This window comes from Lysinibacillus irui (assembly GCF_028877475.1).
GTDB lineage: Bacteria > Bacillota > Bacilli > Bacillales_A > Planococcaceae > Lysinibacillus > Lysinibacillus irui.
Genome location: NZ_CP113527.1, coordinates 1566953 through 1579615, shown reverse-complemented (window position 1 = coordinate 1579615; position 12663 = coordinate 1566953). Strand labels below are relative to the sequence as shown.

At 38.3% G+C, this 12663-nt stretch carries 12 protein-coding genes; 1 reads left to right on the top strand and 11 read right to left on the bottom strand.

Annotated elements, in window-relative coordinates; translation table 11 throughout:
* The first annotated feature begins 128 nt into the window (after positions 1–128).
* Positions 129–782 (top strand): Yip1 family protein, encoded by a 654-nt coding sequence (locus tag OU989_RS07620; RefSeq protein ID WP_274796522.1) that lies wholly within the window; start codon positions 129–131, stop codon positions 780–782.
* A gap of 40 nt (positions 783–822) precedes the next feature.
* On the opposite strand, the gene OU989_RS07615 is transcribed toward OU989_RS07620, so the two are convergent.
* From OU989_RS07615 to OU989_RS07565, 11 genes are all read right to left on the bottom strand, one after another.
* On the bottom strand, positions 823–2571 hold the full coding sequence (locus OU989_RS07615) for a methyl-accepting chemotaxis protein (protein WP_274796521.1): 1749 nt from the start codon (positions 2569–2571) through the stop codon (positions 823–825).
* A 237-nt stretch (positions 2572–2808) separates the two neighbouring features.
* The gene (locus OU989_RS07610; protein WP_274796520.1) at positions 2809–4011 is read right to left on the bottom strand and encodes an NAD(P)-dependent malic enzyme; all 1203 of its coding nucleotides are present in this window, start codon (positions 4009–4011) and stop codon (positions 2809–2811) included.
* Between the two features lie 398 nt (positions 4012–4409).
* The gene (locus tag OU989_RS07605) at positions 4410–5240 is read right to left on the bottom strand and encodes an MBL fold metallo-hydrolase (protein WP_274796519.1); all 831 of its coding nucleotides are present in this window, start codon (positions 5238–5240) and stop codon (positions 4410–4412) included.
* A gap of 45 nt (positions 5241–5285) precedes the next feature.
* Complete coding sequence (locus OU989_RS07600; RefSeq protein ID WP_274796518.1) at positions 5286–5846, bottom strand: hypothetical protein; 561 nt, start codon at positions 5844–5846, stop codon at positions 5286–5288.
* A complete protein-coding gene (locus OU989_RS07595) occupies positions 5830–6717 on the bottom strand; it encodes a hypothetical protein (RefSeq protein WP_274796517.1) in 888 nt (295 codons plus the stop codon). Before OU989_RS07595 ends, OU989_RS07600 begins: the two co-directional genes overlap by 17 nt.
* Before the next feature lie 276 nt (positions 6718–6993).
* Complete coding sequence (locus OU989_RS07590; RefSeq protein WP_274796516.1) at positions 6994–7248, bottom strand: hypothetical protein; 255 nt, start codon at positions 7246–7248, stop codon at positions 6994–6996.
* Between the two features lie 116 nt (positions 7249–7364).
* The gene (locus tag OU989_RS07585) at positions 7365–7556 is read right to left on the bottom strand and encodes a hypothetical protein (RefSeq protein ID WP_274796515.1); all 192 of its coding nucleotides are present in this window, start codon (positions 7554–7556) and stop codon (positions 7365–7367) included.
* A 68-nt stretch (positions 7557–7624) separates the two neighbouring features.
* The gene (locus OU989_RS07580) at positions 7625–7864 is read right to left on the bottom strand and encodes a hypothetical protein (protein ID WP_274796513.1); all 240 of its coding nucleotides are present in this window, start codon (positions 7862–7864) and stop codon (positions 7625–7627) included.
* Complete coding sequence (locus OU989_RS07575; RefSeq protein ID WP_274796512.1) at positions 7857–7988, bottom strand: hypothetical protein; 132 nt, start codon at positions 7986–7988, stop codon at positions 7857–7859. The genes OU989_RS07580 and OU989_RS07575 overlap by 8 nt, the downstream gene beginning before the upstream one ends.
* A gap of 136 nt (positions 7989–8124) precedes the next feature.
* On the bottom strand, positions 8125–8934 hold the full coding sequence (locus tag OU989_RS07570) for a sulfurtransferase (RefSeq protein ID WP_274796511.1): 810 nt from the start codon (positions 8932–8934) through the stop codon (positions 8125–8127).
* 10 nt (positions 8935–8944) lie between these two features.
* Positions 8945–12556: a dynamin family protein gene (locus tag OU989_RS07565; protein WP_274796510.1), complete on the bottom strand. Its 3612-nt coding sequence runs from the start codon at positions 12554–12556 to the stop codon at positions 8945–8947.
* Positions 12557–12663: the final 107 nt, after the last annotated feature.

The following is a 12663-nucleotide window of genomic DNA, read 5'->3' as shown; positions in this document are numbered from 1 at the left end:
AAGAGTCGATCATTACGACTCTTTTTTATTTAGGGCGTTATTTTAATTTTCTACGAAACTTTTCTTCACTTCACTCGTATATTAACATATGGAATAAGCAATTATACTATTATTTTGGAGGTAGTTTGATGGAAAACTATAATGAGACATCGCAAGAAGAAAGGCCAAGACTAAATCCATTTTTATCAGCTTGGCTACATCCAAAGCAAACGACTCGTTATATGATTAATGAAAAATCTATTGGCTTTGCAATTTTGATTTTGTCTATTGGCTATATCGGCTCTCTTATGTCTGGACTAATTGATTCGGAGTTATTTCCCGATTTATCACCATGGATTTTAGCATTATTATGTATCATTTTCGCTCCAATCGCTGGTATTATCGGGACAGCTATTTCTGCATTGGTCACTTGGTTATTTGGTAAATTATTTAAAGGTACTGGTACTTACTCTGACTTATTTAAAGGATTAAGTTTAACAGCAGTACCTTATATTGTCCTCATTCCGCTTTATATTATTTGGTTAGTTACATCACCAGATTCATTATTAGATCCGAACTTTATCGGAGATGTGCCATGGATCTTTTGGCCAACTGTTTTAGCAACTATAGTTGTTAGTGTATGGTCTTTTGTTATTTCTGTTGGCGCCGTTGCAGAAGCACATGAAATTTCTAACTGGATGGCCTTCTTCACTATCTTTATTCCAGCTGTTATTTTATTCATCGTGTTCTTTGTTCTTTTCTTTATCATCCTCATCGGTATTATTGGTGTTGGCATGATGTAAAAAAATCTCCCCTCTCATTTCAGAGAGTGGGAGATTTTTTTTATAGTTTGAATTGAGCAATGAGTGCTTTCAATTGTAATGCTAATTCCGATAGTTGAGCAGACTTTCCAGCCATATCCTCCATTGAGCTACTTGTCTCTTCTGTCGTAGCTGTTGTTTGCTCGACACCTGCAGCAGATTCCTCTGCTACCGCAGCAATTTCTTGAATAGAGTTGTTCATTTTATGACCATCTTCTGTAACTTTCGATAAATTCGTTGAAATTAATTGGACACTCTCCACTACATCATTAATGGAGTGGCTAATCGTGTTAAATGTTTCAGTAGTAGCTTTTATTTGATTCGTGCCTTCTTTTACTTCTTGGTAACCATCCTCTAAAGAGTTCGTGACCACATCAAAATCTTGCTGAATATTCGTGACGATGGATGTAATATCGTTTACTGAAAAGGCTACTTGTTCTGCAAGCTTACGTACTTCATCTGCAACAACAGCAAATCCTTTGCCATGCTCTCCTGCTCTTGCCGCTTCAATCGCAGCATTTAAAGCTAACAGGTTCGTTTGATCTGCGATATCCTTAATGACCACGACCAATTTAGAAATTTCCTGTGCTTGAGCATCTAATTTTTTCACTTTCTCAACGGCATTTTGCACGATGCTATCAATCTTTTCCATTTGAGAATTAGAGGATGTCATAAGCTGACTTCCTTCATTCGTTAATGCTAAAACTTCTACTGAAGATTGATGAATATGTGCACCATGCTGATTCGTTTCCTGTAAATCTGTAGTAAAGCGCTCCATTAATGAAGTTAATTCACTAGAATGGTGGGCTTGTCCCTCAGCACCTGATGCTAATTCATGCATCGTAATTGCGACTTGCTCCGCTCCCATATTAACTTCATTTGCTGAATGCGTTAGCTCTTTACTAGAAGTATTAATTAAGTCAGATGCTTGAGCAATATTATGAATCATATCTTTCAACCTTATTTGCATTTGATTCATGGCGCTTGCCAGTTTACCAATTTCATCTTTTGAACGTATAGCCATACTTTCTTGAGATAAATCTCCCTCTGCAAAACGCTCCATCGCTTGAGCCGCTTGGTTAATAGGCTTCGTCATACTACTCGCATATTGCCAAATGATCAATATCCCAACAATAATGGCCAAGCCAATTACTATAAGTGTTATTTTAAGAATACTTTGTGCTGGTTTATTGAAGTCCATTAAATAAGTGCTCGCACCAATGACCCAACCCCAATATGGATCCGTTTCCGCATAAACCCCTTTGTCCTCTAACTGACCTGAATTAGGTAATGGCCACGAATAAGAAACAAATCCACCACCTTCATTCCCTTTGGCAATGATTCCTTGTATGTACTTAACGCCATTATCATCCTCTTCATCCCAGACATTCGTACCCTCTATATTTGGATGGGCAACTGACATCCCTTTTTGGTCAACGACAAAAATATAACCATTGTCGCCAAGTTTAATGTCCTTATTAATCGGTCGCTTTCCTTCACTATCCTTTTCTCCTAAAATAGCAATCTTTACTTTTTCCTGAGCTTCCTCTAATGATAAATTGCCTTCTTCTACCTCTTGATTGAATTGCTCAATCATGGCTATCGTCATTTCCACACTATTTTTTAGATTTTCTTTCCCTACCGTCTCTAGGTTTGATTTACTTTGCTGATAGCTTATAAAACCTAAGATAAGTAACGGAATCATTAAAAGTAGCAATGAAAAAGCGATTAGCTTCGTTTTAATAGATCGAAATTGTACGATTGATTTCATTTTCCTTCATCACTTCTTTCAATTTTAAATGGACTTAAGACTTATTTTTCAATCTAAATCTGTCATCAATAAGTATTTCTTCTTCTTCAATCAACTATGTAAAACATTCCATTTTACTTAATCATTTTATTACATAAAACACCAAATAACAACAAATTTCGAGCATATTTGATAAAAAACAGATAGAGAAAAGCACTTCACTTTTCCCTATCTGCTCTATTTCCCTATTCTATTTTATTAAACAGATAATGCTGCACTTTGTTGGAATAGCTCCGAAACGCCAGATTCTACAGCTGCACCGCTCACAGCCCTCGAGACGATTGCCACAACACGTTCATCTAGTGACTTTGGTACAATGTATTCCTCTGTTAACTCCTCGTCACTGACAAGAGATGCGATTGCTTCCACAGCCGCAAGCTTCATGGCTTCATTAATATCCGTTGCTCGCACATCTAAGGCACCACGGAATATACCTGGGAATGCAAGCACATTGTTAATTTGATTCGGATAATCCGAACGTCCCGTCCCCATAACACGTACACCCCATGCTTTGGCATTTTCATAGGTAATTTCAGGATTTGGATTAGCTAAGGCAAAAACAACTGGATTTGCATTCATGGACGCAATATGTGCCTCTGTTAATAGATTCGCAACAGAGACACCAATAAAGACATCCGCACCAATTAGCGCATCATCCAATGTACCATGAAGCTTATCTGGATTCGTTAAATGTGCAACCGCTTCTTTTATCGGATTCATGCCTTCCGTACGTCCCTCATAAATAATACCTTTTGTGTCACACATATAAATATTTTTATAGCCCATTTGCACAAGGATACGTAAAATAGCAATTCCTGCTGCACCCGCTCCATTAATAACAACCTTCATCGTTTCTACATCCTTTTGCACAATGCGATTCGCATTTATCATCGCTGCGCCTACCACGATTGCTGTTCCATGCTGATCATCATGAAATACGGGAATATCGCATTCCTGACGTAGGCGATCTTCAATTTCAAAGCATCTTGGAGCCGAGATATCCTCTAAGTTCACGGCACCAAATGTCGGAGCAAGCGCCTTCACAATGCTGACGATTTCATCCGTATTCTTCGTATCTAAACATATTGGAAAAGCATCAACATTGGCAAAACGCTTTAGTAAAATCGCCTTCCCTTCCATAACTGGTAATGCCGCTTTTGGTCCGATATCCCCCAACCCTAAAACTGCCGTACCGTCCGACACGACTGCCACCATATTCCCTTTCATTGTATAGTCATACACGAGTGATGGATTTTTCTCAATTTCCACACAAGGCGCTGCCACCCCAGGTGAATAGGCCAAACTCAGATCATACGAATCTTGTACTGGAACCTTTGAAGTCACCTCTAATTTCCCACTATAATGCGCATGCATTTCTAATGCCTTTTTCATTACGTCCATTCCATCCCATCCTTTTCCCTTTGTTTTTATTGTATTTCAGTATCATAATACTTTGTGAAAATATAGTCAACGAATTTTCTGTCAATTTAATTTCATCTTTAATAAATGCTGTTTTATCTACTTAGAATACATTTTTATGTCAAATTACACATTTCACAATCAATTATTTTTAAATAATAATAACTAGAGAGTAATCGCTGAAGAATGTACAACTGTAGCCTTTTTGCCTGTTCAACTTTTCACATAGTATTTTTCTTGTGTAAAAGAGAAGTTTTTCACAAACTTATGTAAGCGTATCCATCATTACAATTGGTTTTGTCACAATTTATTCACATTTTTTCACAATCTTATTTATTATAACTTCAATTCTTTTATATAAAGCAACAAAAAAAGAGCCCCTATAGTAAGGACTCATGCATGAATTGATTGATAAAAGCTGTGATTATATGCTTGGACGACCATTGCTCACCAGATACTTTGGTAATTGGATAATCTCGTGGGAAGATACTTCTCGTCATGTCTTCTACGGAATATCCTTGCTTATAAAGTTGTCGTACTTTATCTTCTAGTTGTTCAATATACGCAATTTTCTCCATTATTTTTACTCGACCATTCGGCAGATACCCTGCATGACAGCAAAATACCTCTTTAAAATCATAGTTTAATAATTTTTTTAAGGACGCTAAGGTATGTACAATATTTTCCTCGTCAAGTACAACCTTTGTTTTGCTTTGAACATATAAATCACCCGTAAACATTGCACCCGTTTCACGATTATAAAAGGCTACATGATCCGTTGTGTGACCAGGTGTTTCAATGACATCCCAAACTGTTGTCTTTGTTTGCAATGTAGCACCAAGCGGCTGAGCAACAAATGCTGGACGCTCCCCCCATAATGCTTGACGATACATAGGATAATCTCCCACTGTTTCACAACGAGTAAGAGAATCACGGTGAAGATAGATTGGTACATCTTTTTGCTGCTGAAGCCAAGCAACATTTCCCGCATGATCTTCATGAGAATGTGTCAATGCGATTTGCTCGATTGATAGAGGACTAAAAAAAGATTGAAACTCCTGTGCCAATGAATTAGAGCCTGTATCAATGAGTAATCCATCCACAAAAAAACTGTAAACACTCATCCCGAACCCTTGTATAGCTACTTTCCCCTGCGCACTTTGCACATGACCATTGTGATGAATCTCAATGCTCGTCTCACGTGTAAACATCCATTTTCCCCCTTTTCAAGAGTGTAGCATAAAATGAATGGTGAGTCATTTTAAGGGAATTCTAGATTTCATGGTAAATTTAATGGATTTTCTGATTCGTTGAAGATGAAACAGTAAACGTACATTGGCAATAAACAACAAGATCGCACCAATACTTACAAATATAATCATGGAGAAGTAATCCACATTCATGATAAAAGTCCATCCTGCAGCTACCCCTAAAACAAGCCACTGATATATCGTCAAAATACGAGATGTAGTTTGAAGTGCTTTATATTGTCGTTCAATTTCCGCTACTATTTTACCAAACTCTAAAATAATAAATATTTCAACGATCACTGTTATCACTAACTGCCAGGTACTTATAACGATATTTATTGGCAAGAGATTAACAAAGAGTAATCCGATATCGATGAAGATCAAATTTTTCGCCAATGTTTTCCCTTTAAAATAAGATAAACTTTTAAATAACGCACTATAAAACAAAAATTGTTGAATGTAAAAAGCAAAGGGAACGATATTCAATAGCACCAGTTTCAAGCAAAGGGCAATCGAAAGCCATTTTAAGAACTCTAAATGTCGGTACTTTTCATCCATCACAATCATAACGCTGGCGCTCCTCTTTTATTTTTTGAATATCTAATACAGCTTTTTTATCGATCCATACTGGCCATATCGCATCCGATCCACTTACACTTACTTTGGCATGAATATCTATTCCAGAATCTTCGGTTTGAAAGGAAACATAGACAATTTGCCCTTTCTTCACGGAAATAGGGAAATCCTTCTCTGTATAGGCCACTTCATTCACTCTCAATTCTAGCAATTTAGTATGCCTCTTTAGGCATGCAGGTATATTGACTGCATCAATTTGCGTATCCTGCGGAGATTCAAATGATGCCGAATGTTCCCCATTGCTACTACCAGATACACGAATTGAACGAACCGTTCTTTGATTAGAATCATCCCATTTTAAAGATAAGGAAGTAGCTAATTTTTCACCATCGTTTAGGACTAAGTATACCTTCTTCGTTTGAAGTAGCTTTTGGATTTCCGTTGTATTGGCACTAAAATAAGCGGCACGCATAAATTGATGGGCAGTTTCATTCACCACATCACTAGAATAATAAAAGTAGCCACCCTTTCTCTGGTCTCCAGTACTCGTTGTCCATAATGTAACATCGCCAGCCTGTAAATATTCAACTTTACGATAATCACTTTTATTTGTTATATAATGTATTGCAAAATCATGCGTGTCATTATCACTATAAAAATCGTAAACAAGCGGAACAATCATAGGGTTAGCCAACTGCTTATGCACATATACCGCACTATTACTAAGCAGCAGAACCATAATCAAGCCAAACATTATTACACTTAGCTTACTGACACCTTTACGAATTGCTATTATCATCATTGAAATCGTGATGGCTATAAGTAGCATAGCAATGCAATAATACATACTATTTAAGCCCATTCATTGCCCCCTCTGAAATACTCTATATAATACCATTAAACCCCAAAATAGTAAAAATTACTTTATTTAGTAATAAAATATTCTTTGCTATTCCTCATTTCAGTGCGGTGTGATTCACTACTTTTTCTGTTCTATCCTTCAATTTGAGTGTTCTATCCACTCCCTCTATTCTTTCCTATTACTCCAGGTGCCTTATCCTCCACTTTTTCTGTTCTATCCACCACTTCCGGCATCCTATCCACTACTTTTTCTTTTCTATCCTTCAAATTGAGTGTTCTATCCATTTCCTCTATTCTTTCCTATTACTCCTGGTGCCCTATCCTCCACTTTTTCTTCTCTATCCACCACTTCGGGCATCCTATCCACTACTTTTTCTTTTCTATCCTTCAATTTGAATGTTCTATCCATTTCTCTATTCTTTCCTATTACTCCAGGTGCCCTATCCTCCACTTTTTCTGTTCTATCCACCACTTCGGGCATCCTATCCACTACTTTTTCTTTTCTATCCTTCAATTTGAGCTGGCTATCCATTTCCTCTATTCTTTCCTATTACTCCAGGTGCCCTATCCTCCACTTTTTCTGTTCTATCCATCACTTTAGGCATCCTATCCACTACTTTTTCTTTTCTATCCTTCAATTTGAATGTTTTATCCACTTCCGTTATTCTTCCCCATTAATCCAGACGCCTTATCCTCCACTTTTTCTGCTCTATCCACCACTTCCGGAATCCTATCCACTACTTTTTCTTTTCTATCCTTCAATTTGAATGTTCTATCCATTTCTCTATTCTTTCCTATTACTCCTGGTGCCCTATCCTCCACTTTTTCTGTTCTATCCATCACTTTAGGCATCCTATCCACTACTTTTTCTTTTCTATCCTTCAAATTGAGTGTTCTATCCACTTCCTCTATTCTTTCCTATTACTCCAGGCCCTTTCTTCCACTTTTTCTTCTCTATCCATCACTTTGGGCATCCTATCCACTACTTTTTCTGTTCTATCCTTCAATTTGAATGTTCTATCCATTTCTCTATTCTTTCCTATTACTCCTGGTGCCCAATCCTCCACTTTTTCTGTTCTATCCATCACTTTAGGCATCCTATCCACTACTTTTTCAATTCTATCCTTCAATTGGAGTGTTCTATCCACTTCCGTTATTCTTCCCCATTAATCCAGACGCCTTATCCTCCACTTTTTCTGCTCTATTCACCACTTCCGGAATCCTATCCACTACTTTTTCTGTTCTATCCTTCAATTTGAGCTTTCTATCCACTTCCGTTATTCTTCCCCATTAATCCAGACGCCCTTTCCTCCACTTTTTCTGTTCTATCCTTCAATTGGAGTGTGCTATTCACCAAAAGCTTCTCTATCCCATAAAAAAAAACGCCCACCGAGGTGAGCGTTTCCTTTTATTCATTCGTACCTTTTTCCACATCGTATTGTGTAATCCAGTCACTAAAGCTGCCTACGTATAATTGGATGTTTTCATAACCTTCATCTGCCAAAACAGCATAGAGTGGGGATGCTGTTACACCGCTGCCACAGTAGACAACCACTTGTTCGTCACGCGCAACTTTTTGACGTAATGCGTCGTTCGCTTTTAATTGTCCATCTACCTTCAGCTGCTCCCAATCGAAGTTTTTGGCTGTGGGAATATGTCCTGCTACTTGATCTAATGGCTCTATTTCTCCTCGGTAGCGCTCCGCTGCACGTGCATCGAGCAAAGTAGCCTGCACTTCACCATCAACTATAGCCTTTACGGCTTGCCGTGGTGCATAAAGCTCATCCTTCCAAACAAAATCGATGATCGTTGGTGGGTATTTAATAATATCCTTGGTGAACGGAATTTTCGACTCGAGTGCAGGTGCACCGCCGTTTACAATCACAACATTTGGGAAACCTGCATAAGTTAGCATCCACCATGCACGTGGAGCAAATGGAGCTGCTCCTTGATCATAGACAACAATTTGATCATCATAGCTTAAGCCTAATTCTTGAAAGACGGACGCTAATTTTTCCTTGCTCGGCATTGGGTGTCGGCCTTCTTTACTGTCCATATCTGATAGCTGTTGTTCTAAATCAATATGAACCGCCCCTGTTGCATGGCCTTCTTCAAATGCTTTTTTCCCTGCCTCTTTATTCTGAAGATCGAAACGAGCATCTATAAAGCGAACCCCATCAAACTGAATTTCATCCACTGATTTGAATACTTTTCCCATATCAATCACCTCATGCGTATTGTAATTGTGCGTAAATTGCTTTCCAGGAAGCTAAACGGCTCTCTTCCTGTAGTGCCAATCTTTCTGTTTCAATTTGTTCAAGCGCTTGATGATAAATATATAAACGTAATTTTTCTGCTTCCTCTGCAATAAACGTAATCGCCCATGTCATGAGGGAAACTTTCTGTGCATCTAAATAATCTTGTGCATCTGGCTTTGTTAATGTTTCAAGCGCTTCACTTAACTTCATTTTTTCATTCTTTTCAAAGAATGCTTTTTGATTGCGGAAGTGAGATTTTACGCTCGCATATTTTGAGATATCCGCGAATGGTCCTTCAAAATCCAATAAATTCGGCTCTGAAGATTCGAATGATAAGAACGAGAAGCTTCGATTTAATTCTTTGAGCTCGCGTACTTCATCTTTAAAGCGTTGTTGCATTTTTTTACTAATAAACTGTGATAAACGGAAATTAGTAACACGCATTTCCTGTGTGAAATCAAAACGTAAACTTTGCATGACTTCCTTCAATGCATGCTCCAATGCTTGCTGTGCTGGCATCGCTGCAAATGTCGACGGATTGTATCCTTCCTTAAAGAATTCTGGATAACGATAATAGACACGTTGTAGAACATAATACAAAAGCTCATCAAGCTCTTGCTTCGTTTCACTTTCTAACATACTTGTATTAAGCGCACTGAACTTCGTTTGAATATGTTGTTCAAGTGTTGTTAGTTCCTCTAAACGCTCATCTTTACGTTTTAAGTTTTCCTCCGTTTGGGCAATTAAATCTGCCAGGCGCTGCTCTGTTTTATCAACTTCTTCTGCAAGTGCCTGTACGGCTAGTGCACTCAACTCATCATTTAAGAATGTATGGAAGTCGTTTTCAAACGGTGGCATCCCTGATGCTAAATCAGCATCTTCTACTTTTTCTTTTAACGCTAATAGGCTGGAAACCCCGTACAAGCGAGGGAAACGAATACCAAAGCGTTGTAACTCTGAACGAACATAGCCTTTTACATCTTCTTGCTCTTCTTCAGTTGTTGCTAAATCAATCGCATTGACAATAAAGAACATTTTATCAAGCTCAAATGCATCCTTTACACGACCAAGCTGAATTAAAAACTCACGATCAGCTTTGGCAAAGGCATGGTTATAATACGTAATAAATAGGATGGCATCTGCATTACGTATATATTCAAAGGCTACCCCTGTATGACGCGCGTTAATAGAGTCTGCTCCTGGTGTGTCTACTAGCGTCACACCCATACGTGTTAGTGGGCTATCATAATAGAAATCAATATTGTCAACAAAGCAAGATTTATTTTCTTGCGCAACAAACTTTTCAAATTCTTCACGGTCCACACGGATAATTGTTCCCAGTTCAGATTTAAAAGTTGGATAGCCTTCCTTGTAAGCACGAATAAATGATTTATGAACATTTAAACGCTCATCCGATAACTGTACGGCAAGTCCTTCATCCGCACGGTTAAATGCTTCTTCCAATGAAGATACTGCCAAGCCGATTGCTTTATAAGAGCCTTGAATATCCTCTAACATTTGCTCGGCTGTTTTAAGCTGTACGTCTGCCGTTTCATGTGGATGCTCAGGCGTTACAGGGCGAATTTTATTAATAGCTGCTGTTGTAGGGTTTGGCGATACTGGTAAGACCTTCGCGCCCATTAATGCATTCGAGAAGGATGATTTCCCGGCACTAAATGCACCAAACAAAGCAATGGTAAAATCTTTTTTCTGTAATCGTTCCACTTTATTTTCAAGATAGTGCGCAACTTCTGCAAAGCCTTGAACCTCTTTGACAGCATTGGCCGTATGAAGGGCACGATGAATAACACCATCAATTGGTAAAGTCGTTGCACTAACAGCCTGCTGAACTTCTTCTTGTTGGATCACTACTTCTTTCGGCTTCAGCATAGACTCATCAAACAAGCGAATATCGGCTAAATCTTGCTTAAAAGAATGTTCCCAATTTGTTAGCTGTTGATTCGCAATTTTACGGATTTCATTGCTTGCTTGATGCATAATGCTTGCACTATATTGCTGATAGCCTTCGATTTCAAGTACAGCATTAATCGCATCCACTTTATCCTGCATAGCAGCCATTTTTAGTTTTGAAGGTGCTGCCGTTTCTGTTGCCACTGCTTCAAGCGTTGTCGCTTGGGCATTTTTCCAGCTATCTGTTTCTTGGATGAAATAGCGCTTCGTTGCCTCTGCGACACGGTTAGCAAAGTTTAATACAGCATCACCTGTTAATAGTGCGCCTGTTTGAACTTGCTGCTCGATCAATGAGAAAGGTAAGTCAAATTCATAGCCATCGATCGCTGAAGCCCGTTCTTCATTTAAAGCGCCAACATCCTTCAAGGCCTTTTTCATAAGCCCTTTTAGATGCCCTGTGATTTGGGCATGAACAACATTTTGATAGGCACTATATGCATCCTCTTTACGACGATTACGCTCTTCCTCTGTTTTTTTCTTGGCAGTAAAGAGTCCCCCTACTTTAAAGCCCTCCTGCATACTTTCTAAATACAGACGTAAACGGTCACGTAAATCAGCTGGCATAATAGCAGCATTCGCAAGTAATTCCTTACGCTGCTCTTCAAACGTTTCATTCCAAGCTTCTACTGAGAATAATTCAACCTGACGATTTAATTTATTGTATTGCTCTAAAATATCTTGATGGTGTGCCCAGTCATCTGCACTTAAGATGTCTTCATCAATAGCTAAACGATCCTCTTTTTCTTCCATTAAATAATTGTCATGCTCACTTTGCAATAAACGCAATGTATTCGTTGCTGTTTGTACAAGCTGCTCCTGCCAATCATTCATACTATCCATAACAATTTTCTTGACCGCCTCAAAATCATTATGTGGATGTTCTGGCTCTCTTAAAGAAGTGAAGAATACACCTTTCGGTACAACTCCCCATGCAGTAAAGGAATTATGAACAGTAGCTTTAAAGTCCTCAAAGCTTAATTCATTGTCTTTATGCTTATCAATCATATTGACAATTAAATAAACGTTTGGATTATATTTCATTAACTGCTTTGTAAATTGGAAATTCAGCTCTGACTGCACATGGTTATAGTCCATTGTATAAAATACGATATCGGCAATATGGAGTGCTGATTCAGTTGACATACGGTGTGCATCATCTGTTGAGTCTACCCCTGGCGTATCCATCACGGTTACACCTTCAGGGAGTGTAGAAGTACTGTGGCCAATTTCAATTTGTGACACTAAGTCTCCATTTTTACTTAGCTCTTTTACCGTTTTAAAATCATAGCCAGCCTCAAATTTAACAGGCTTTTCATTGCGCATATAGACGATTGCATAGTCTTCCTCAGATTTATGCACTTTTACGATGTTAGCACTTGTAGGAATCGGACTAGAAGCTAGTAAATTTTCGCCAGACAGCGCATTAATCATACTTGACTTCCCTGCAGAGAAATGGCCTGCAAAGCCAATCACATACTCTTTTTGTTGAATCTTCCGAGCAAAAAGTGATGTTTTATCCATACGCTCCGTATCACCATTATGCTGATAGATTATGTATTGCAAAGAAGCTTGCTTTAAAAGCCCCTCCAATTGTTGTTCAAAATCTTTCATGAAACCAGTAACCCCTTTTTCGTTAATTATTCATAATTAGTATTCTACCTTATTCAACTAGCAAAGTATAACACTAATTTACGGTAAAAGGCATGTATGCCAACGCT